The sequence below is a fragment of the Micromonospora chokoriensis genome (assembly GCF_000718555.1).
GTDB lineage: Bacteria > Actinomycetota > Actinomycetes > Mycobacteriales > Micromonosporaceae > Micromonospora > Micromonospora chokoriensis_B.
Window position 1 is genome coordinate 59143 of record NZ_JOAN01000023.1, and the last position, 21865, is coordinate 81007.

The following is a 21865-nucleotide window of genomic DNA, read 5'->3' on the forward strand; positions in this document are numbered from 1 at the left end:
TTGGCACTCGTCACCGGATTGGCCGTCATGCTGGCCAGCCTGGTCGCCCTGCCGACCCCCGCCGCCGCGGCACCACTGACCAAGGTCCTGGTGTTCAGCAAGACCGCCGGCTTCCGCCACTCGTCCATCCCCAACGGCATCGCCGCGATCCAGCAGCTCGGCTCGGCCAACGGCTTCACCGTGACCTCGACCGAGGACGCCGCGCAGTTCACCACCTCCAACCTGGCCCAGTACCAGGCGGTGGTCTTCCTGTCGACGACCGGCGACGTCCTCAACGCCAGCCAGCAGACCGCGTTCGAGTCGTACATCGCCGCCGGCGGCGGGTACGTCGGCGTGCACGCCGCCGCCGACACCGAGTACAGCTGGGCGTGGTACGGCGGGCTGGTCGGGGCGTGGTTCGACTCGCACCCGGCGATCCAGAACGCCACCGTGCGGATCGAGGACCAGACCAACCCGTCCACCGCGCACCTCGGCACCACCTGGGTCCGCTCCGACGAGTGGTACAACTACCGCACCAACCCCCGCTCGGGCGCGCGGGTCCTCGCCAACCTCGACGAGTCGTCCTACAGCGGCGGCAACATGAGCGGCGACCACCCGATCACCTGGTGCAAGGCGTACGGCGGCGGGCGTGCCTGGTACACGGGCCTCGGCCACACCGAGGCGTCGTACACCGACCCGAACTTCACCCGGATGCTGCTCGGCGGTCTCCAGGTCGCTGCGGGCTCCGTGACTGCCGACTGCTCGCCGCGCACCACGACCCCGCCGCCCACCACCAGCGGCTCCACCCTGCGGGCCCGGGCCAACAACCAGTACGTCAGCTCGCTCAACGCCACCACCGCGCTGATCGCCAACAAGGCCAGCGTCGGCACCACCGAGCGCTTCGACCTGGTCAACCTCGCCAACGGCAACGTGGCGCTGCGCGCCAAGGGCAACGGTCAGTTCGTCGCGGCTGAGAACGCCGGGGCCGCCGCGCTGATCGCCAACCGGGCCACTGCCGGCGCGTGGGAGACGTTCCAGCTGGTCCGCAACTCCGACGGCACGGTGAGCCTGCGGGCCACGGTGAACAACCGTTACGTCGCCGCCGACAACGGAGGCGCCTCCCCGCTGATCGCCAACCGGACCTCCATCGGCCAGTGGGAGAAGTTCGACCTCGTCACCACCAGCTGACCGCGCCTCGACGCGCCGTTTCACCACCCCCTCCCGGCCGTGGTGCGCCCCCGCACGCCCGGCCCCGGTCGTCGAGAAAGGACGATCATGCTCTCGTACCCCCGGCGCTGGCCCCGGGCCCTCGTCGCGGCGGTCACCACCGTCGCGAGCGTTGCCCTGGCTGTGGCCGCACCGTCCACCGCGCAGGCGGCGGTCATTCCCGCCTCCGACTATCAGCAGGTCAAGCTCGCCACCGGCTCCGGCGAGCTGGGTGAGGCGATGTCCCTGGCCGTCCTGCCCAACCGCTCGGTGCTGCACACCGCCCGCAACGGCGTCCTACGGGTCACCGACGTGGCGGGCAACACCAAGGTCTCCGGCACCCTGTCCGTCTACACCCACGACGAGGAGGGGTTGCAGGGCGTCGCCGTCGACCCCAACTTCGCCACCAACCGGTGGATCTACCTGTACTACTCCCCCACGTTGAGCACCCCGTCCGGGGACGCACCCACCACCGGCTCCCAGACCGACTGGGACCGCTGGAAGGGGCACCTGCGGCTGTCCCGGTTCACCCTCAACAGCGACGACACGCTCAACCTGGGCACCGAGAAGATCGTGCTCCAGGTCGCCAACGACCGTGGGCAGTGCTGCCACGTCGGCGGTGATCTGGACTTCGACGCCGCCGGCAACCTGTACCTGACCACCGGCGACGACACCAACCCGTTCGAGTCGTCCGGCTACGCGCCACTTGACGAACGGACCAACCGCAACCCGCAGTTCGACGCCCAGCGCTCGGCGGGTAACACCAACGACCTGCGGGGCAAGGTGCTGCGGATCAAGCCGCAGGCGGACGGTACGTACACCATCCCGTCGGGCAACCTGTTCGCCCCCGGCACGGCCAACACCCGTCCGGAGATCTACGCGATGGGTCTGCGCAACCCGTTCCGGATGAGCGTCGACAAGGCGACCGGGGTCGTCTACCTCGGCGACTACGGCCCCGACGCCGGGAGCACGAACTCCAGCCGGGGCCCGCAGGGTCAGGTGGAGTTCAACCGCATCGCGGCGCCCGGCAACTACGGCTGGCCGTACTGCACCGGCACCAACACGAGCACCGAAACATACAACGAATACACCTTCCCGTCCGGGCCGTCGCAGTCCAAGTACAACTGCACGGGCGGGCCGACCAACAACTCGTTCCGCAACACCGGGCTCGGCACGCTGCCCGCGGCGAAGCCGGCCTGGATCAAGTACGCCGGCGACTCCGGGTCACCGTCGGAGTTCGGCAGCGGCTCGGAATCACCGATGGGCGGGCCGGTCTACCGCTACGACGCCTCGCTCAACTCCAGCATCAAGTTTCCGCAGTCGCTCAACGGCCAGTTCTTCGCCGGTGAGTACGGCCGCCGCTGGATCAAGGCGATCGCGGTCAACTCGGACGGCTCCCGCGGGGAGATCTCCAACTTCCCGTGGACCGGAACCCAGGTCATGGACATGGCCTTCGGCCCGGACGGCGCGCTCTACGTGCTGGACTACGGCACCGGCTCGAACAACCAGGCGCTCTTCCGGATCGAGTACATCGGCGGCGGCAACCGCAGCCCCATCGCGGTGGCCTCGGCGAACCCGACCTCGGGGGCCAACCCGCTGACGGTCAACTTCTCGTCGGCCGGCAGCTCCGACCCCGAGGGTGGGGCGCTGAGCTACCTGTGGACCTTCGGCGACGGCACCACGTCGACGGCGGCCAACCCCACGAAGACGTACACCACCAACGGCACGTACTCCCCCACGCTGAAGGTCACCGACCCGGCCGGGCTGTCCGGCACGGCGAGCCTGATCGTCACCGTGGGCAATACCGCGCCGACGGTGACGCTCACCCTGCCCACCGACGGGCAGCTGTTCAACTTCGGCGACACGGTGCCGTACCAGATCTCGGTGAGTGACCCGCAGGACGGCACAATCGACTGCGCTCGGGTGAGTCTCACCTACGCGCTGGGCCACGACAGTCACGCTCACCAGATCACCTCGAAGACCGGGTGCAGCGGCACGATCACCGTGCCGACCGACGGCGAGCACGACGCTGCGGCCAACATCTACGGCGTCTTCGACGCCGCGTACACCGACAACGGCGCGCTCACCACGCACAGCATCAGGACGCTGCAACCGAAGCACCGCCAGGGTGAGCACTTCGGCGCCCAGTCCGGAGTCCAGGCCACCGACCACACCAACGCCGAGGGCGGCCGCACGGCCGGGTTCATCGAGAACAACGACTGGATCTCGTACCAGCCGTACAACCTGTCCAACGCGAACCGGTTCACCGCGCGGGTCTCCTCGGCCGGCGCCGGTGGCACCATCGAGGTCCGCGCCGGGTCCGCCACCGGCACCCTGCTCGGCACCGTCACGGTACCGGTGACCGGCAACTGGGAGACCTTCGTCGACGCGTCCGCCACGATCAGCAACCCGCCCTCCGCGTCGACCACGCTGTACCTGGTCTTCAAGGGTGGGTCGGGCTACCTGTTCGATGTCGACGCGTTCACCTTCACCACCGGCACCAGCAGCAACCCGGTGAGCACCCTGCGGGCGCAGGTCAACAGCCAGTACGTGTCGGCGGTCGGCACCACCGCGTTGATCGCCAACAAGGCCAGCGTCGGCACGACCGAGCAGTTCGACCGGGTCGACGCCGGCAACGGCAACATCGCCCTGCGCTCGCGCGCCAACGGGCTCTACGTCTCCGCCACGAACGCGGGCACCGCACCGTTGGTCGCCAATGCCACGACGATCGGATCGTGGGAGACCTTCCAGCTCATCACCAACTCGGATGGGACGGTGAGCCTGCGGGCAACGGTCAACAGCCAGATCGTGGCTGCCGAGAACGCCGGGGCGGGGTCGCTGATCGCCAACCGCACGTCGGTCGGTTCCTGGGAGAGGTTCATCCTGACCACTGGATAACGGGTGGTGGGTGGTGGGCCCGGCCTGGACGGTGACCAGGTCGGGCCCTACCGCATGAAGTAGGCGGCGCTCTCCGGGTCTGCCGGGTAGTAGGACTCCACCGCGATCTCGTCGATGGTGATGTCCATCGGGGTACCGAACGTGGTGATGGTCGAGAACAGCCGCAGCTCGCGTCCACCGATCCGCAGGATCATCGGGAGCACCACGTCGGCGTCGACCCGCTGGCCAGTCGGGTCTGCAGGCAACGGGTGCAGCAGCTCTTCGTAGAGGGCGGCCAGCTCCGCGTCGGGGGCGGCGGCGAGTTGCCGCGAGATCCGGCTGCGGAACACCGCCCGCACGTCCGCCAGGTTGACGACCAGCGGGGCGAGCCCGCGCGGGTCCAGGCCCAGCCGAACCAGGTTCACCGGTGGCCGCAACAGCTCGGGCGCGACGTGCGCGAAGAACGGGTCGACCGCACGGTTGGTCATGACGATGTTCCACCGCCGGTCGAAGACCAGCGCCGGGTACGGCTCGTGCGCCTGGAGCACCCTGCGGACCGCGTCGAGGGCACCGGACAGGGCGGTGTCGTCGAGCGGACGCTGTGCGTAGCGGGGTGCGAAGCCGGCGGCGAGCAACAGCTGATTGCGCTCACGCAGCGGCACGTGCAGCTGATCGGCGAGCCGGAGGATCATGTCGACGCTCGGCGTGGACTTGCCGGTCTCCACCAGGCTGACGTGCCGGGCCGAGACGTCCGCGGCGATCGCCAGGTCGAGTTGGCTGAGCCCCCGGCGCTTGCGCCACTGCCGCAGGAGTTCCCCGACCGTATGCACGATCATGAGCGTACCCATCGTCGCGCCGGACGCCATGAAGTGCGACTTCATCGACAGGCACCCGGGCCGACGACACACTTGCGCCCATGACCACTGAGAACAAGAGCATCGTCGGGCGTGCGCTGGCGGGGCTCGTCGACACCGGTGACGTCGAGACGCTCGCCTCGTTGCTCAGCGAGGACTTCGTCCACCATCGATCGGATTCGACGACCTCGACCAAGGCGCAGTGGCTCGCCGCGGTCCGCACCGCGCTGGGCCCGACCGCCGGCATGCAGGTCGAGATCATTCACCTACTGACCGACGGTGACCACGTCGTGGTGCACTCGCGACGCCGGCTCCCCCGTGCGGGGCCGGAGATCGTGGTCGTCGACGTCCTACGGATCGCCGACGGGCTCATCGCGCAGGTGTGGGAGATCATCGAACCGGCGGCCCAGGCAGCCACCAACGGGACATGGTGGAACTCGCGTGACTAGATCGGGAAGCGGCCGTGCCGCCAGTGCCAGTGCCCGCCGGCCTTCAGGTGGTCGATGATCGCGCGTTGCAGCACGGTGTGGCGCGGCAGCTCGTCGAGGGGCGTGCTCAGGGTGCGGAACCCGAAGCGCAGCACCTCGACGTCGGCGTCCGGCCCCGCCGACTCGTCGTAGGGCTCCAGCGCGAACCTGCGCTGGAACCGCACGATGTTGGAGTCCTCGGGGAGGTACTCCCGTAGCTGCGGGTCGAGCAGCCAGGAGCCGCAGGAGAACGCGGTGTAACGCTCGTCGGGAAAGTGCCGGGGGAAGAACGCGCGGGCCTCGTCGAGCGACGCAGCGATCACCTCCGGGGCCAGCGGCCCCGACTCGGGGACGTGCAGGCCGATCGCGCCGTCGCCGCGCTGGTGCTGGAGCCGGCCCAGCTCGTAGACGCTGCCGCGCGCGTGCAGCGTCAGCCAGCTCTGCATGATCGGCCAGCCCTCGCCGCGCATCCGTCGGTCGATGGCGAGGTTGCGGCCCAGGTCGGCGAGGGTCACCCAGGTCACGGCATCGGGGATGCCGTGGTCACGGTGGTACGCCCGCACGACGTCGACCAGGGCCAGGTACGCATACACGTAGAGGTGTCGCCAGGCGGGCCCTCGGTCTCGCGGCAGCTCCGGGCCGGGCGACAGCCAGTCGTAGCCCGCGAGATCGGCGCGGACCAGAGCGATCGACCGGTCGAGCAGCCACCGCAGCTCCGGGGTCCACAACGGGGAGTCGGGGTCAGGCCAGCCAGCCATGATCTCGGCGGCGTCGTCGGGCCGCACCGCGAGCCGGTCGAGGATGGCGCGCGCGTCGGCCTTGGCCGGCAGCGGAGCCGACGGCCCGTCCCCGGCGAGCCGATGCACGCGGTCGACGTCCTCGACGGGCACCCCGAGCCGGGCCGCGATGTCGTCCAGATCCACGCCGACGACCCTACCGGCCATCGGGGCGTTTCAGGGGCCCACGGCCGACGCCACCGCGGCCCGACGCGCCACCCACGACCCTCTTTTGTGAAAAGTTCTCGTACACATGGCAGCGCATCCCGCAGTCAGGCAACCGTCACTGACCGTATACGACTCGCCCACTGTAGACACCCGGCCCACACCTAGCGTTGGCGCAGAGACGTCGGAGCGTATCGACTCCGACCACCAACCCCAGGAGGTCTCGTGCGTAGGCAACTCGGATTCATCTCGGTGGGCATCATGGTGCTGGCCGGCCCCGCTCTCGCTCCGACACCGGCTCAGGCGAGTTCCACCAGCGAGTCCGCGACCGTGGCCGAAGCACGCGCCACCATCCACGGGCGGCCGTCCACCGACGCCGACACCGCGGCGAGGTTGGTCACCGCCTACTGGACACCGGAACGAATGCGCGCGGCGAGGCCCGCTCCGATGCCGGATGGTGTCGACGCACCGGACGGAGAGGCGTCCGACCGCCCCGGCCGCATCGGCGCACCCCGCGACGTGGCCGAGCCGGCGGCCCCACGATCGTCGACCGCCACGCTGAGCGCGGCACCGGCCGGCAGCGGCATGGGAACTCAGTCGGTGAACGCCTCACCCGGCGTCGGTCGGGTCTTCTTCACCCACAACGACGAGGACTTCTTCTGCTCCGGTGGCACCATCAACAACCCGCAGGCGAACATGGTGTCCACCGCTGGTCACTGCGTACACCCGGGCAACGGCGGATCGGTCTGGTTCGACAACTGGGTGTACGCGCCGGAGTTCACCGAGGGTGTCGCACTGCACGGCCTCTGGTCGGCCAAGGAGTTCACCTCGGTCGAGGGCTGGGTCGACTGGGGCTACCTCTGGTGGGACTTCGCCTTCGTCACCATGCACCCCCGCAACGGCGACCGGCTCGTGCACGTCACCGGCGGGCAGGGGCTCAGCGTCAACAAGTCCAAGACGCTCTCGGCGATGCTGCTCGGCTACCCGGCCGAGGCCCCGTACGACGGCCTGTCGCAGTACTACGCCCAGGGCAACATCAAGGCCGCCGGGACGCAGCGGGTCAAGCTGAAGGACTGCCCACTCAACCGGGGCGCCAGCGGGGGGCCGTTCCTGCGCGCCTGGGACAACGCTCTGCGCTTCGGGTACGTCAACTCGGTGATGTCGTATAAGTTCTCCGGCAACATGTACGGCCCCTACTTCGACGACGACGTCCTGGACATCTACAACGTCGCGAAGAACAAGCAGTGACCGGCGTCCAGACGGTCACGACTATCACGGGTTGACAAGACACCACCTCCAGAGTGGACGATGCAGCGTGCGAATTCTCGTGGTGGGTGGCAGCGGCCTGATCGGCGCGCACGTGGTGGACGTGCTCCGGGAACGCGGTCACGCCGCGACCACGGTGGCGCGTACCGCCCAACCAGGTGTCGATCACCTGCTCGATGTCGGGTCCGCCTCGATCGACGACCTGCGGCCGTTGCTCGCCGGTCACGACGGCGTCGTGTACGCCACCCGCACCGACGAGCAGCGGCCGCTGCCCAAGCCGATCTACCCCGAGTTTCGCCGCGACAACGTCGATCCGGTGGTACGCCTGTTCACCGCCGCCCGCCTCGAAGGTCTCACCCGGGGCGTCGTGATGGGCTCCTACTACACCTACTTCGACCGCCTCCATCCGCAGTGGCGCCTCCCCGAACGGCACACGTACATCCGGTGCCGGCTGGAGCAGGCCCGGGAGGGGCGGGCCGCCGCCGGGGCGGGCCTGCCGGTCGCCGTACTCGAACTGCCCTTCGTCTTCGGTCGGGGCGGCGGCCGACTGCCCAACTGGGCCGGGCCGCTGGACCGGTGGGCGCGCTCGCGTACCCCTCTGGTCGCCCCGACCGGCGGCAGCGCCGCGACCTCGGCGCGCAACGTGGCCGAAGTCGCGGTCGAGGCCCTGGAGCAGGCCAGCGGTGCGGACATCCCGGTCGCCGACGAGAACCTCAGCTGGCACGACATGATCGCGCGCATCGCCGAGGCGGTGGGCCGACCTCGCCGGGTCAGTCGCCTGCCGGCCGGCGTGGCGCGGGCCGCGCTGCGACTCGGCGGCGCGATGCAGGCCCTCGGCCGCAAGGAGTCGGGCGTCAACCCGAGCTACGTCGCCGACCTCCTGCTCGCCGACCTGTTCATCGAGCCGACGACCGGCCGCTCTTTGGATGCGGCCCTGCGCGAAACCTTCCCGGAGAACGCGGCGGCCTAGCCCGCCCCCGAGATCCGCATAACTTCCGGGCTTTGTGGTCTCCATCGCTCGCGAGGCCCCTAAGTTTCGGAAGTTGCGGTCCCCTGCTCGGGGCCCCGCGATGCGTCGTACTGCCACAGCTGCGGCACCGCCCGGATGATGCCTGCCACAGCGAGGATGGTCAGCCCTCCGCCCACTGAGATCGCCCAGCGCAGCCCCCACGCCGCGCCCGTTACGCCATGGAGGAAGTTGCCGATCTGTGGGCCGCCCACCGTGACGACGACCATCGAGCCCTCGATCTTGCCGCGTAGCGTGTCGTCAGTGCTCGCCTGGCTGATGGCCCGACGAAACATGCTCAGCACGAAGTTCACGCCGCCACCGACGAGAAGCGCTGCGGCGGCGAGCCACAGCTGGGGTGCCAGCCCCAGCAGAACGACCGCCACGCCCCAGGCGACCGCGGCGGACGCCATCAGCGCGCCGTGCCGCCGCGCACGGGTGAACACGCCCGACACCATCCCGACCACGAACACTCCGGCCGGGTAGCTGGCGTAGAGCACGCCGAGCTCGAAACCACCCCCGGCCGCGCCACCGAACTCCCGCTCGGCAAGCTCCGGATAGAGCGCCCACGGCGCCCCGAACACCATTGCCGCCAGGTCCACCCCGATCAGCCCGACCAGCAGCGGACGGGAGAAGAGGTACCGGAAACCGTCCAGCATCTGGCCGACGATCGAACGACGCGCCGCCGCGCTCTGGCCGGCGGAAGCAGGCCCCGACGGTTGCGGCGGGAGCCGGGGCAGCCGAAACACCGACCACAGGACGAGAAGCAGCGCCAGCGTGTCCAACAGGTACAGCGCGGCGAGGCCCACGACCGGGATCAACACCCCGGCCAGCAGCGGACCCACGATCGACCCGTTATACCGGACCAGCGAGCTCAATCCATTCGCGGCGGCCAGCAGATCGGCCGGCACCACGCGGGGCACCGCCGCCCCCATCACCGCCATGACCGCCCCATAGCTGAGGCCCTGGCAAGCGACAAGTGCCAGCAACACCAGTACCGACCGCAGGCCCAGCGCCGCCTGCGCCCACAGCCCCGCGTACGTCAGCGCCAGGCAACCGTGTGCGACCAGGAGCAGCCGACGCCGGTCCATGGCATCGGCGAGAGCACCACCCCACAACGCCGAGACCACCAGCGCGACCAGCGAGACCCCCGCCGAGACACCAACAGCCGCGGACGATCCGGTCAACGTAAACAGTTGGGTGGGAATGGCAAGCACGCCGAACGAACCACCCACTGCGGCGATCAGCGACGCAACCCACAACCGCCGGAAGGCGGGAATCGCCAGTGGACGCCGATCCACCAGGTACGCACCTAGCTTGCGTCCCCCGTCGGCCCCTCCCCCGCCGCCGATTCCGCTACCGGTGCTGCTGGTCGCAGCTGCCCTCGTCGGCGTTCTCATCCCCCATGCCCCCGATCGGCCGATGCCTGGTTGTGGCCGGCACCGACGATCCTGGGCCTTACCCCAGGGGAAAGGTCCAGGCGTGGTCGAGGGCCAGTGCCAGCCGCCTGGCCCACTGCTCGGCGGTGCCCGTCATGCCCAAGTACTCGTCGGTGAAGTTGGACCAGTCGACCGCCCAGGACAGCACGGTCTCGGCCCTGAAGGTATCGGCGTCAGCGCCGAGTTCCGGTCGCATGAGCTGGCGGACGAGGGATTGGTCGACGGTGGTGTGTTCGGCGAGCAGGACCGCGTCGTAGAGGTCCTTGCCTTGCGGGTACCTGTCGGTGGCCAACCACAACAGCTTCCACGCCAGCGCCAGCGGAGCGGGCGCGGCGAGCATCGGCGTGTCGATATCGGGCAGGCTCAGCGCCTCTGGGGGGAGAGGAAGTCGTTCGCCGAAGACGATGTCGATCTGTACGTGGCCGTCCGGTGCCTCCGGGGTGCTGAACGGGACGATTAGGCGGCGTCCGTCAGCGCGTTCGTAGGTCCAGATGGCGGACTCGGTGATCCGGTCTGGTCGCACGCCGGCGCCCGTTACCGCTCGGATGGCGGTCTTGATGTCATCGAGCATCGTGCGGGCGTCGGTGCTGTCGCTGGTAATTGTGTGCGGGGTGACGACGAAGTCGAGGTCGCCCGGCTCGCGGGCGGCGGCACCGACCCAGGCCGCCATGGTGACGCTGCCGCGCAGCACCAGATGCTGACCCCAGGTGGTTGCGGCGATAGCCGCCAAGACGTGATTCATGGCGGCGCGTCGGGCGTTTGTCCACAGCTGGCCGGTGGCCGTCACAAGGAATTCGGGCTCGCCGGCGCGGTAGGCGTTCGAGTACTGCTTCAGGGCTGGGTCGAACGCCGCACGCTGGCGCACGGTCGAGCCGGCGGGTAGTGGTTGGTAGGTCGGCGGGTAGCCCGGGGATTCGGCCGGCGCAGACCTCAACTTGTTCTCGCGCTCCAGCGCCCAACCGCTCGCGCCTGACGTGGGCGAGTCCAGCCAGCCGCGGTCGTGGTGCAGGTCGCTGTCGGAGACGACGTACTCCTGCTCCATCGTTGTGGGCTCGTGGCCCGCGGCCCGGAGGGTCTCGACGAGGTCGTCTAGCCGCTGCCTGGCCGTGGCGAGCCCCACGCCGTGACAGCGCTGGTTGACGAACCGCTCCTGCGCACCGTCGGCAAACTCCCGGCGGGCGTTGCGGGACAGCCTCGCCCCGTGCGGCGCGACCAGATCGGTGAGGGCCACCAGATCCGCCACCGCCGTACTGGGTAGCAGCAGTTTGACGTGATGCTCGAAGTACCGGCCACCCGGCTCGGCGGCCGCCTGCTCATCCGACTGCGGTACGCCGACACACCATGGCGCCGCCTCGATCTTTGCCCGGCACGGGTAGATCCCCACCTCGCGCAGTTCGCGTTGCCAACGCCGCACCGCGTCCTGCTGCTCGGTCAGCGTTCCTCGCCCGCTCAGGGTGAGCATTGGTTGAGAAACGTGCGCGCCACGGTCAAGCACGATATGGACGAACTTCACGCCATGCTCGCTGGCGAACGCCCGCAGCTTCTCGGCTTGAGAAGCGTACGCCGTAATGTGGATCTCGAAGTCCCCCGACACCTCACGCACCGGCGGAGTCTATGGCACGGGCCTGGCCCGAACCGTCCTATATCTCGGCGACTCGTGGCTCAGACGTCCGCGCGATCGATCCACTCCACGGTCGCGAACAGGTTCGGCCGGGGCACCACGAGGGCCGCCTCGAGCAACGCGGACTCCCGCGCATCCTCGACCACCTGCCGCCACGGCTTGCCCACGTCAAGCGGCTCATCGACCGACTCGTGGCCGTTCCAGAACGCGCGACCGTCGATCACCGCCCACAGCATGAAGTACAGCACCGCCTGATCGTGGTCGGCCAGGTCGTTGACGACGTCCACAAGCCGGGCAGACGGCCACGCCGACTGGATGCTGGCGGCTGTCGTCCGCAACGCCGCCGTCAACGGCGGCAGGACTTCGTGGCGTGCTCCCAGCGCCGTCAACGCGGCACGGATCGCCACCGCCTCGGACCAGTCCAACTCGCCACCGCTGAGCCGCTGCTGCCGATACGCGGCCCGCAGTTGCGGCACCGCCTCCCGAACGCCGAGTTCGGCGACCGCCCGCGCCGACCACTCCCGCACCGTCTCGTCCGCACTGCCGAGCAGGTCGATGAGCACCGGTCCCGCGGCGGCGTCGCCGAGGTGCTCGAAGACCTCGATCGCGCACAGCTGGCCAAATGGGTCCAGCGATCCCACAGCGGCCGACAGCGGCTGAACCACCTCGCCCCCGATCGAGATCAGCTCAGCCTTCGCCGCCTCGGCGACCTCGGTCGAGTCGTCGTCCAGCAGACCGATAAGCCGCGCGATCGCGTTCACCACAGCCGCGAAGTCTGCCGCACGAAGCTCGGCGTCCACCAGCAGAATCCGTCGCTCACGTCCCAGACCTGAGGCCGGTCAGAAGAGCCGGGCCTGTCCTTCTGCGGCCTCTCGAAGCGCCGCCGAGTACTTCACGGTGCCGCCGGAGGTGCCGTAGTCGAGGCGGCGGACCTCGCTCGTCCGGCGGAGCATCGTGACGCTGTTCTGCGTCAGCTTGTGCGACTCCAGCAGATTGACCATCTCCAGTTCTCCTGGATTCGCCTGCTGGAAACGACGCAGGTAGCGCAGAATTGCCTCACCTTCGGGATAGGTCATGAGGTAATGCATCAACAACACGCCGCCGTCAGGGTTGATGCGCTCCCAGAAGTGCTCGAAGAAATAGAGGCACTCCCAGGCGTCGACCCAGGCGAGGTCGATGACGTCGTAGTCGGCCGGCAGTTTGTCACCGCACTCCCGAACGTCGGAGTTGACCACGGTGACCAATTCGTCGACGGACAACTCCCGAAGCACCTCGAGCACCCGACTCGCGGAGGAGAACGGGTTGGACAGATCATCGACGGCGACCAAGCGGGGATCGTACGGGCGGAGGTGGAAGGTCGGCGCGGCCAGCGCCGGTTCCTCGTTGAGCCACTCGTCGTGCAGGCCACGGGCGAGGTGCCGCCCGGTCTTCGCCGCGAGCCCGCGGGCCTCGGCGGCGACCTGCTCGCGCACGTCGGCGAGCGCCGCAACGAGGAACGGGGTGGTGTAACCCATGCCCACCTCGAGCACCCGGGCCGGCCGCAGCAGGTGGACCAGGTTGACCAGCAGCGGGGCCACCACGTCGGTGCCCATCTCCGGCACCCGAATGCCGGCGACGACGCGCTGGAACTCCGGGCTGACGGTGCGATCCACGCGCATTCGAGGCTCCACCGCTCAGTCGGCGCCGACGACGGCGGTGACCTCGATCTCGATCAGCGCATCGTCGCGGAACAGCTTCGACACCTCGACGGTCGTGCTGGTCGGAAGATCACCGGTGAAGTACTTCCCGCGCACCGCCGCGTACTCGGCGCGGTGGGCCATGTCGGTGAGGTAGGTCCGGATGTTGATCACATCGGCGAAGGTCGCGCCGTGCGCGGCGAGGAGCTGACCGATGATCTCCAGGGTCCGCTCGGCCTGCGCCGTCATGTCGCCCGGCCCGATGATCTCGCGGTTGTCGTCGTCGAGGGCGACCTGACCGGAAAGAACGAGCAGCGTGGTGTCGCCGAGGCGCACCTCGGCGACCTGGGAGTAGGGCCCCGCCGGGGCGGGTGCTCCGCTCGGGTTCACCAGTCTCATCTGCATTGTCTGCTACCTCGCACCGGGATCCGGAGAAATACCTTCGTCAACCTACGGACGCCGGGGACGTTACCACAATCAGTGGTGAACGCCATTCCCCTGCCAGAATCGGTGAGTCACAAGTAGTTGTAATAATTGCAGCGTTGTCCCATCGTCAGCTCGACGGTTACACTTCTTCAATGCAGCTCCGAATCGCATTCCTCGGGCTCGGCCGGATGGGTCTGCCCATGGCGATCCGGCTGGCCCGCGCGGGTCACGACCTCGCCGTCTGGAACCGAACCGCCGACCGGGCGGCGGAGGCCGTCGCCGCAGGCGCCCACGGTGCCGCCAGCGCCCAGGAGGCGGTCGCCGGCCGGCAGCTCGTGATCACGATGCTCAGCGACCCCGGCGCGGTGCTCGGCCTCCTCGACGGGCTCACCCTCGACCCGGGCACCGCCCTGGTCGAGATGTCCACCATCGGGCCGGACGCGGTGGCCGAGCTGCGCAAGCGGCTGCCCGCAGAGGTGCCGCTGGTCGACGCGCCGGTGCTGGGCAGCGTCCCCCAGGCGCAGAGCGGCGCGTTGCACATCTTCGCCGGCGGGTCGGCGGAGGACGTGGCCCGCTGCGCGCCGGTGCTGTCCGAGCTGGGCACCGTGGAACACGTTGGCGCCCTGGGCGATGGGGCCGCCGTCAAGCTCGTGGTCAACGTCGCCACCATCAACTCGGCCGTGCTCCTCGGCGAGGCACTGAGCCTGGCCACCCGGCTGGGCATCGCCCGAGAGACCGCCTTCGACGCGCTCAGCCGCACCACGCTGGCCCCGATCACCGGGGTGATGCGTCCCAGACTGGCCGCCTCCCACCAGCCGACGCTTTTCGCGTTGGGGCACGCCGAGAAGGACCTGCGTCTGGCCTTGGAGGCCGGTGCCCGCCCCGACGGCGTGATCGCGGCGGCTCGGCGGGCCCTGGCCGAGGGCCGCGACGCCGGCCTGGGTGACGAGGACGTGAGCGCGATCATCAGGACCCTCGCCGAAGGGTCCACCCGCCCGGCGGGTTGAGGCCGGAGGCGCCACCCGTCAGGCGGGTTGAGCGGGAGGAGTGTGGCGTGGCGGCAATCGTCGACTTCGAGGTGCGGCTGCCCTCCGGGCACGCCGACGTACGGGACATGCAGCAGGCTTCCGGGTTGGCCCTGGCCGAGATCCTGGAGATCACCCACGCCGAGCAGTTCCCTGTCCTGGACGAGTACGAGACCGCCTGGGAGCTCGCCGCGGAGGCCGCCGGCACGGTGCTCAAGCGCAGCGGCGTCCCGCCGGCCGACGTCGACCTGGTGCTCTACGCCGGTTCCGGCGAGTGGGACCGGCCGTTCTGGTCACCGGCCGCGAGGGTCGCCGCCGAACTGGGCATCGAACGGGCACACTGCTTCGAGGTGTCCAACTTCTGCAACGCGGCGATGACGGCCGTGCAGCTCGCGGCCGACAAGGTCAGCCTCGGGCGAGCCAGACACGCCCTAGTCCTCATCGGGGACCGGCTGAGTCAACTGGTCGACTACCAGGACCCCGAGTCGAAGGCGCTGTTCAACTTCGGCGACGCACCCGCCGCCGTCCTCGTCGGCCGTGATGGGCCGCTCGAACTGCTGCACTCGCAGATGCGCACGGAGCCGGAGTGGGCCGACTACTACTCCGGCGACATCGAGGACGACCGCGTCGTCATGCGTCGGCGGGGCCACCGCAGAGGGCTTGGCGACGCATACCTGCGCAACTTCGTGGAGCTGACCAACGACACACTGTTCACACTGGATCTGGCCCCGGCCGACGTGCGTTACTTCCTCATCAACCAGGGCGACCGCAACATGCACGAACGGGTCCTCGAGGCGTTGGGCATAGCCGCGCAACGATCGGTGTTCAACTACCACCGCTACGGGCACATGGGCGGCTCGGACCCGTTCATCGCCCTCGGCCAACTCATGGACGAGGGACGGCTCTCGCCCGGTGACGTGGTGCTGGTGGCGAGCAGCGGGATGGGCTTCTCCTGGGGCGTGACCGCGCTGCGCCGCAGCTGAGCCGGCTCAGCACCCGACCGGCACTGGCGGCCTGACGCCTCCTGCCCCCGGAAACGACGGGAACCAGACGAGCGGCTCGCCGGACCAGGCGCCCCCCACGGTCGCCAACCCGATCAGGTCACGAGGCCGTTCGAGCCGCCCCGCCCACCGTTCCAACAGCCGGTGCCAGCTCTGCACCGCCGGCACCGGATGCAGCTGGAACCGAGGGCGGGCGCTCAGCCAGGCACGGACGGCCGGGTGTTCGCGCGCGCTCTGCCCGGCGCAGGCGACGTGCACATCCCATTCGGGCGGCACCCGCGCGTCGAGTGCGGAGAAGAAGTCGAGAACCTTCTCAGGGGCCGAGCCGGGGGTCAGGGCGGCCGGAGTCAGGGGCATCGCGCGGATCACGTCGAGCAGGCGCTGGTGCCGGGGGTCGCAGGCGGCCCGGGTGGCGAAGGAGCGGAGGCCGGGGCCCGGCCCAGGCTGGCCTCGCTCCGCCGCCAACGCCAGAATCCGGTCACCAGCCGCGATCCGCAGCCCGGCCACCGAACGGACCGCCTCCGCGAAGCATGGATCCTGGAAGAGCCGCCAGGTGGCCACCTGGTGGGGCCGCAGGCCCGCCGCCCGCCAGAGCCGGGAGACAGCGGTCTGGTTGAGCCCCGCCACCGCCGCCATGGCTCGTGTCGACCAGAACCCGGCCCCGGCCGGCGGTGCCGTCTGGAGCGTCCAGGCCACCACCGCGTCGATCTGCGCCGCGGTAATCCGCCGGCTGGCTCCTGGCCGCGGCCCGTCGAGCAGACCGGCGAGCCGCTTGTCGACGAAGCGGGCCCGCCACTTGCCCGCCGTGTGCAGCCCCACCTCCAACTTCGTGGCGACATCCTTGTTGGACAGCCCTTCCGCGCTGGCCAGCACGATCCGTGCGCGCAGGGCGAGGCGATCTCCGCTCGTCCATGCCGCCCACTCCTCCAGCGTCCGGCGCTCGCGCTCGGAGAGGATCAGCTCGGCCTTCGGTCGCCCCCGTGCGGCCATGTCGGTCAGCTCGCGGCAGGGGCGAACCGCAACCGGAGCTCGTTGAGCTGGTCCAGCCCGGCCAACACCGCTTTGTCCGGCAGCCCGAAGTCGATCAGGCAGGCCACCTCGTCCACCCCGATCTCCCGCAGCCGGCTCGCCACCCCGTACGCCTTGTCCACGGTGCCCAGCAGACCCCCCTCGTCGAAGTATCGCTGGAACGACCGCTCAACCAGGAAGTCCAGCTCGTCCGGGGGCAGGCGGGCCGGGTCGATGCTGCGCTTGCCGTCCAGCCGGGACCCGAGGATCAGGTGCAGCGAACTGCGGATGTAGTCACTCAACGCGGGCCGTACGAGGTCCCGCGTCTCGTCCTCGTCGTCGCCGAGGTGGGTGTGGACCATGAGGGCCACGTGACCGGGCCAGTCGCCGGGCCGGGCCGCGACGGCCTCCCGGTACACGGCGATCTTTCCGGCCAGCTCGTCGAGGTCCTGGCCGAGCAGGTGGGTCAGCAGGCCCGCGCCGAGCTGACCGGCGGTGCGGAAGGTCTCCACCGCGCCGCCGCTGGTCAGCCAGATCGGCAGCTCCGCCTGCACCGGCGGCGGAAAGACGCGTACCTGCCGGGTCTCCCCGACGCCGTCGGTGGCGGTGATCGACTCGCCCCGCCACAGCGCCCGGACCTGCTCGGCGTACTCCGCGAGGAGGGCGCGGCGGTCGGCGTACGTCTCCGGCCGGAGCACGAAGTCGGCCGCGTGCCAACCCGAGGCGAGGGAGACGCCGACCCGGCCGTTGGAGAGGTTGTCCACCATGGCCCACTCCTCGGCGATGCGCAGCGGGTGGTGCAGTGGCGCGACCACGCTGCCCGCGCGGATCGCCACCCGGCTGGTCACCGCCGCGACCGCCGCGCTGGTGACAGCGGGGTTCGGGTACAGGCCGCCGAACGGGTGGAAGTGACGTTCCGGCGTCCAGACCGCGGCGAAGTCGTTGGCGTCGGCGAACCGCGCGCCCTCCAACAGAACGCGGTACCGGTCGTTCTGCCCGAGGCGGCTGTCGTTGGCAAAGTAGAAGAGGCTGAAGTCCATCCGGTCAGCTCCTGTCAGATGAGAGGGGATCGCCGGCCGACTCGTCGTCGGACATTGTCGCCGGCTGGTCCTCCGCAGACCTGGTGTCGGACACCGTCGGCGGCTCGGCCGCGGCGGAAACGCCGCTGCGGGTCGCGTCCTTACCCGCCGCGCGTACCACGGCGGGAGCGAACAGGCCGGCGAGGCACATGACCGCGCCGAAGATGAGCCAACCGGGCCAGCCGAGACCGATGATGAGCACGGTCGCGGCGAACGGGGTGATGGTGGAGCCGAGTTGGGTCGACATGCCGAACAGCCCCTGGTACTGGCCGTGGCTGCCCTCGGGAGCCAGCCCGTACGCCAACGACCACGCTCCCGAGCTGTGCAACATCTCGCCGAGCACGTGCACGAGGGCGCCGGCGAGCAGGGCCGCCGCCGCAGCCCAGACGGGCAGGCCACCGGCGAGGGCGAAGAGCACGCAGCAGGCGGCGAGCACCAGGCCGGCCCGCTGCCAGGCCCGGGCACCACCGTCCAGGCGCTCCGCTCCCCGACTGACCCGCACCTGTAGCAGCACCACGCAGATCGTGTTGATCACGAGAATGACGGGATAGAGCGCGGTGGGGGCCTCGGTGCGTTGCGCGATCCAGATGGGCAGCGCCACCGTCAGCAGCGGCCCGTTCATCACCAGCAGCGCGTTGAGCACGACGAACGCCGCGTAGGGCCGGTCCCGCAGCACGACCAGGCTGGGCCGCACCTCGGTGTTGCGGGTCGGCGGCACGACCGGCACCCGCAGGTAGGCCAGGCCGGCGACCGCGAACAGCAGCCCCGCGAGGAGCAGCAGCGTCCGGTAGCCCGCCTGGGAGTCGAAGTAGAGCCCGATCCCACCGATTACCGCGCCGAAGCTGACGCCGAGGTTGGCCACGGCGCGGAAGTACGACCAAGCCCGGACCCGTTCCTCCGGCGGCACCACGCCGGCGACCAGCGCCCCCCGGGACGCGTCGGTGGCTGACTCGCCGGCCAGCACCAGGCAGGCGACGGCCGTCAGCCACCAGAAGTTGGTGACGAAGGCGTATCCGCAGGTGACCAGCCCGAGGGCCAGCATGGCGAGCACGGTGGCGTTGCGGGGCCCGAAGATATCGGCGGCGTGACCGGCCGGCACCGCGACCAGCATGCCGACCGCCGCCCCGATGGTCAGCGCCAGGCCGACCTTGGTGGCCGAGATGCCGATCGACGTGGTGAAGTACAGCACGCTGACCGACATGATGATTCCGTGCGCGGCGGTCTTGGCCAGATTGCTCAGCGACACCACGCGCACCACGCCGGCGGGTGGGACGAGTTCCGCCGTGGCGGCACGCAGCCGGGCAAGCGCCGTCACGCCGGGCCCGCCGTCGCCAGTTCTGCCACGGAATCCCGCAGCGCCCCCCGGTCGATCTTGCCGTTGGCGTTCAACGGCAAGGCGGTCAGGTGGTTCAGCACCCGGGGCACCATGTGCAGCGGCACCTGCCGGCGTAGCCAGCGACGCAGCTGCGGCACCTCTTCACCCGTGTAGAAGCCGATCAATTCCGTCTCTCCTGTTCGGTTGACCGCGACGACGACGGCCTGGGTCACGCCGTCGTGTCGGCGCAGCGCCGCCTCGATCTCACCGAGTTCGATCCGGTACCCGCGAACCTTCACCTGGTTGTCCAACCGGCCGAGGTGAACAAGATTGCCGTCCTCGATCCGGACCCGGTCCCCGGTCCGGTAGTAGTGCTCATCGGTGAGGCCACCGCCCTCGTACGGTTCGGCGCCGTCGAGACCATACGTCAGGAATCGGCCGACATCATCGTCGGAGTCCAGATATCCGACGAACCTCTGCACCCCCCGTACACACAGCTCGCCCTCGTCGGCGGCGCGGCCGTCCGTACCGACGATCACGTGGTCGAGGAAGTCGTAGACCGGTCCGATCGGCACGGTGTCGTTGGAGGTCTCCGGCCATCGCAGCGGGTCGAGGTCCAGCCGGAACTCGGTGCAGGCCACGGTCAGCTCGGTCGGGCCGTACACATTGGTGACAACGGCCCCCGGGGCGATCTCCTGCCACCGCTCGGCCTGGCGGTAGGTCAGCGGCTCACCGATGAAGATGCCGTATCGCAGGTCGGTGACCTGCCCGGTGGGCAGGGTGCCCAGTTCGTCGCCGACCGAGACCACCGACGGCACGGAGAACCAGTGCGTGATCCGCCGGTCCCGTAGGTAGTCCACCGGGTTGAGCAGCTCCGTCCGGCGGGGTACGGCCAGGGTCGCGCCACCGGCCCAGGTCACGAAGAGGTCGAACACCGACGGGTCGAAGGTGAGATCGAAGGTGTGCGACACCCGCGCCCCCGGGCCGACGGCGAAGCGGGCGACGTTGTGGCGGACGTACGCCACCGCCGCGCGCTGCGGGATCGGCACCCCCTTGGGCCGCCCGGTCGACCCGGAGGTGAACAGGACGTAGGCCACGTCGTCCGGGACCCCGTGGTGATCGGCGAGACCGGCACCGGTGCCGGCGAGCGCACGCACCCGGTCGTCGTCGAGCGCTAGCACCGTCGGGGCGGCGTCGCCGAGACCGCCGTCGAGCTGCGGCACGCCGGATTCGTCGACGACCAGCACGTCCACGCGGGCGAGTTCGCACACCCGCCGGTTGCGCAACACCGGGTAGCCCGGGTTCAGGGGGGTCACCGCCGCGCCGAGGCGCTGCGCGGCAAGGTAGCCGGCGAAGGCGGTGACGCTGCGCTGGGCGAGCAGCGCCACCCGGGCCGGCACGCCGCCGTGCCGGGCGACGATGCTCTCGGCCAGCCCGAGGGCGCAGCGGTGCAGGTCCGCGTAGGAGAGCGTGCCGCTCTCCAGCTCCACGGCGACCGCGTCCGGATCACGGGTGGCGGAGGCGGCAAACAGCTCGTAGAGGGTCTCACCGGTCATGCCGGCACCACCTCCGACCAGTCCCGCAGCCGGGTGTCGGGCTCGTTCAGCGCCGGGGCGCGCAACCGCAGCGAGGTCGGTCCGCAGGTGCGCTCGGGACGCAGGTGCAGCAGCTGCACTTCGTCCTCTGTCGCCAGGCCCAGGTCGGCGAGGCACGCGCACCCGTCGTCGGCGAAGCCGGCGAATCGGTAGGCGACCTCCATGATCCGGTTGCGGTTCGTCGGCCGGAAGTCCGCGGCGAGGTGTGCGCCGGCCCGCGCGGCCTGGTCACTGATCCAGCGCAGGATGATCGCGCCGGCCCCGAAGGACACCACCCGGCAGGAGGTGGCGAGCAACTTCAGGTGCCAGACCCCGGGGTGGCGTGCCAGCAGCACCACCCCGACCGCGCCGTGCGGGCCGAACCTGTCGGTCATGCTGACCACCAGCACCTCGTGGTGCGGATCGTCGAGCAGGCCACGCAGGGTGACGTCGGAGTAGTGAACGCCGGTAGCGTTCATCTGGCTGGTGCGCAGGGTGAGTTCCTCCAGGCGGGAGATGTCCTCGTCCCGTGCCCGGTCGATGACCATCTCCAGCTCCAGGCTGCGCAGGAACTCCTCGTCTGGGCCCTGGAAGCCCTCCCTCGCAGTGTCCCGGCGGAACTTCGCCTGGTACATCTGCCGGCGTCGGCGGGAGTCCACCGTGACGGCCACCAGGCTGAACTCGGGCAGGCCGGTCAGCGCCCCGGCCTGGTCGGCCCGGTAGCACCGGACCTCGGGCAGCTGGTGGTTGATCTCGGCGAGCTCGCTCGGCTGGTCGTCGATGAAGGCGATCGTGTCCAGGGCGAACTGCAACTCGTCGGCGATCGCCCGGATCGAGTCGGGCTTGCGTCCCCACCCGATCTGCGGGACCACGAAGTAGTCGGCCACGCCGAGTTCCACCAGCCTGGCCCACGCGTGCTCGTGGTCGTTGCGGCTGGCGACCGACAGCAGGATCCCGCGGGCGTCCAGGGCGACGATGGTTTCCCGCACCTCGTCCGGCATGGTCACCTCGCCGTCCTCCAGCAGAGTGCCGCGCCACAGGGTGTTGTCCAGGTCCCAGACGAGACACTTCACCGTCGGCGGTGTCTGGCTCACGGTCGTTCCCT

The 21865-nt window shown here is 70.0% G+C and carries 19 protein-coding genes; 7 read left to right on the forward strand and 12 right to left on the reverse strand.

The annotated features are described in order from the left end of the window. Nucleotides 1–27 precede the first annotated feature (27 nt). Together IF46_RS32855 and IF46_RS0126505 are read left to right on the forward strand one after the other, a co-directional pair. Complete coding sequence (locus IF46_RS32855; RefSeq protein ID WP_232234181.1) at nt 28–1167, forward strand: ThuA domain-containing protein; 1140 nt, start codon at nt 28–30, stop codon at nt 1165–1167. 87 nt (nt 1168–1254) lie between these two features. Then, entirely contained in the window at nt 1255–4083 is a 2829-nt protein-coding gene (locus IF46_RS0126505) for a PQQ-dependent sugar dehydrogenase (RefSeq protein ID WP_030491102.1), read from the forward strand. A 47-nt stretch (nt 4084–4130) separates the two neighbouring features. Here IF46_RS0126505 and IF46_RS0126510 read toward each other — a convergent pair whose 3' ends face one another. Then, nucleotides 4131–4943, reverse strand: a complete 813-nt coding sequence (locus IF46_RS0126510) for a helix-turn-helix domain-containing protein (RefSeq protein ID WP_232234171.1) — start codon at nt 4941–4943, stop codon at nt 4131–4133. A 35-nt stretch (nt 4944–4978) separates the two neighbouring features. Between IF46_RS0126510 and IF46_RS0126515 the strand changes: the two genes are divergently transcribed. Continuing rightward, entirely contained in the window at nt 4979–5365 is a 387-nt protein-coding gene (locus tag IF46_RS0126515; RefSeq protein WP_030491104.1) for a nuclear transport factor 2 family protein, read from the forward strand. On the opposite strand, the gene IF46_RS0126520 is transcribed toward IF46_RS0126515, so the two are convergent. Beyond that, nucleotides 5362–6306, reverse strand: a complete 945-nt coding sequence (locus IF46_RS0126520; RefSeq protein WP_030491105.1) for an acyltransferase domain-containing protein — start codon at nt 6304–6306, stop codon at nt 5362–5364. The genes IF46_RS0126515 and IF46_RS0126520 overlap by 4 nt on opposite strands. Nucleotides 6307–6549: 243 nt before the next feature. On the opposite strand from IF46_RS0126520, the gene IF46_RS0126525 reads away from it, so the two are divergent. Beyond that, nucleotides 6550–7572, forward strand: coding sequence for a trypsin-like serine peptidase (locus IF46_RS0126525; RefSeq protein ID WP_030491106.1), 1023 nt, complete (start codon nt 6550–6552; stop codon nt 7570–7572). Nucleotides 7573–7639: 67 nt separating this feature from the next. Further along, nucleotides 7640–8560, forward strand: a complete 921-nt coding sequence (locus tag IF46_RS0126530) for an NAD-dependent epimerase/dehydratase family protein (protein WP_030491107.1) — start codon at nt 7640–7642, stop codon at nt 8558–8560. 59 nt (nt 8561–8619) lie between these two features. Here IF46_RS0126530 and IF46_RS0126535 read toward each other — a convergent pair whose 3' ends face one another. The 5 genes from IF46_RS0126535 to IF46_RS0126555 form a co-directional block, all read right to left on the reverse strand. Further along, a complete protein-coding gene (locus IF46_RS0126535) occupies nt 8620–9897 on the reverse strand; it encodes an MFS transporter (RefSeq protein ID WP_051724190.1) in 1278 nt (425 codons plus the stop codon). 157 nt (nt 9898–10054) lie between these two features. After that, complete coding sequence (locus tag IF46_RS0126540) at nt 10055–11638, reverse strand: nucleotidyl transferase AbiEii/AbiGii toxin family protein (protein WP_030491109.1); 1584 nt, start codon at nt 11636–11638, stop codon at nt 10055–10057. A 59-nt stretch (nt 11639–11697) separates the two neighbouring features. Next, a complete protein-coding gene (locus IF46_RS0126545; RefSeq protein WP_232234172.1) occupies nt 11698–12456 on the reverse strand; it encodes a HEAT repeat domain-containing protein in 759 nt (252 codons plus the stop codon). A gap of 39 nt (nt 12457–12495) precedes the next feature. Next, entirely contained in the window at nt 12496–13314 is an 819-nt protein-coding gene (locus tag IF46_RS0126550) for a class I SAM-dependent methyltransferase (protein ID WP_051724191.1), read from the reverse strand. A 15-nt stretch (nt 13315–13329) separates the two neighbouring features. Then, nucleotides 13330–13737, reverse strand: coding sequence for a RidA family protein (locus tag IF46_RS0126555; protein ID WP_030491112.1), 408 nt, complete (start codon nt 13735–13737; stop codon nt 13330–13332). 173 nt (nt 13738–13910) lie between these two features. Between IF46_RS0126555 and IF46_RS0126560 the strand changes: the two genes are divergently transcribed. Together IF46_RS0126560 and IF46_RS0126565 are read left to right on the forward strand one after the other, a co-directional pair. After that, nucleotides 13911–14765 carry an NAD(P)-dependent oxidoreductase gene (locus IF46_RS0126560; RefSeq protein WP_051724192.1) on the forward strand — a complete coding sequence of 285 codons (855 nt, stop codon included), beginning with the start codon at nt 13911–13913 and terminating at the stop codon, nt 14763–14765. A gap of 47 nt (nt 14766–14812) precedes the next feature. Further along, nucleotides 14813–15766 carry a 3-oxoacyl-ACP synthase III family protein gene (locus tag IF46_RS0126565; RefSeq protein WP_030491114.1) on the forward strand — a complete coding sequence of 318 codons (954 nt, stop codon included), beginning with the start codon at nt 14813–14815 and terminating at the stop codon, nt 15764–15766. A gap of 6 nt (nt 15767–15772) precedes the next feature. Here the strand turns inward: IF46_RS0126565 and IF46_RS0126570 are convergent, their stop codons facing one another. The 5 genes from IF46_RS0126570 to IF46_RS0126590 are packed head-to-tail and all read right to left on the reverse strand — an operon-like array spanning nt 15773 to nt 21854. Further along, nucleotides 15773–16774 carry a helix-turn-helix domain-containing protein gene (locus IF46_RS0126570; RefSeq protein WP_051724193.1) on the reverse strand — a complete coding sequence of 334 codons (1002 nt, stop codon included), beginning with the start codon at nt 16772–16774 and terminating at the stop codon, nt 15773–15775. A 5-nt stretch (nt 16775–16779) separates the two neighbouring features. Then, entirely contained in the window at nt 16780–17832 is a 1053-nt protein-coding gene (locus tag IF46_RS0126575; RefSeq protein WP_030491116.1) for a MupA/Atu3671 family FMN-dependent luciferase-like monooxygenase, read from the reverse strand. A gap of 4 nt (nt 17833–17836) precedes the next feature. After that, nucleotides 17837–19186, reverse strand: coding sequence for an MFS transporter (locus tag IF46_RS0126580; RefSeq protein ID WP_051724194.1), 1350 nt, complete (start codon nt 19184–19186; stop codon nt 17837–17839). After that, on the reverse strand, nt 19183–20742 hold the full coding sequence (locus IF46_RS0126585; RefSeq protein ID WP_030491118.1) for an AMP-binding protein: 1560 nt from the start codon (nt 20740–20742) through the stop codon (nt 19183–19185). Before IF46_RS0126585 ends, IF46_RS0126580 begins: the two co-directional genes overlap by 4 nt. Next, nucleotides 20739–21854 (reverse strand): HAD-IIIC family phosphatase, encoded by a 1116-nt coding sequence (locus IF46_RS0126590; protein WP_232234173.1) that lies wholly within the window; start codon nt 21852–21854, stop codon nt 20739–20741. The genes IF46_RS0126585 and IF46_RS0126590 overlap by 4 nt, the downstream gene beginning before the upstream one ends. Nucleotides 21855–21865 lie beyond the last annotated feature (11 nt).

Coding starts and splice junctions, on each gene's coding strand:
- IF46_RS32855 (WP_232234181.1), top strand. CDS start 28: ATGCTGGCCAGCCTGGTCGCCCTGCCGACCCCCGCCGCCGCGGCACCA.
- IF46_RS0126505 (WP_030491102.1), top strand. CDS start 1,255: ATGCTCTCGTACCCCCGGCGCTGGCCCCGGGCCCTCGTCGCGGCGGTC.
- IF46_RS0126510 (WP_232234171.1), bottom strand. CDS start 4,943: ATGAAGTCGCACTTCATGGCGTCCGGCGCGACGATGGGTACGCTCATG.
- IF46_RS0126515 (WP_030491104.1), top strand. CDS start 4,979: ATGACCACTGAGAACAAGAGCATCGTCGGGCGTGCGCTGGCGGGGCTC.
- IF46_RS0126550 (WP_051724191.1), bottom strand. CDS start 13,314: ATGCGCGTGGATCGCACCGTCAGCCCGGAGTTCCAGCGCGTCGTCGCC.
- IF46_RS0126555 (WP_030491112.1), bottom strand. CDS start 13,737: ATGCAGATGAGACTGGTGAACCCGAGCGGAGCACCCGCCCCGGCGGGG.
- IF46_RS0126560 (WP_051724192.1), top strand. CDS start 13,911: ATGCAGCTCCGAATCGCATTCCTCGGGCTCGGCCGGATGGGTCTGCCC.
- IF46_RS0126570 (WP_051724193.1), bottom strand. CDS start 16,774: ATGGCCGCACGGGGGCGACCGAAGGCCGAGCTGATCCTCTCCGAGCGC.
- IF46_RS0126575 (WP_030491116.1), bottom strand. CDS start 17,832: ATGGACTTCAGCCTCTTCTACTTTGCCAACGACAGCCGCCTCGGGCAG.
- IF46_RS0126585 (WP_030491118.1), bottom strand. CDS start 20,742: ATGACCGGTGAGACCCTCTACGAGCTGTTTGCCGCCTCCGCCACCCGT.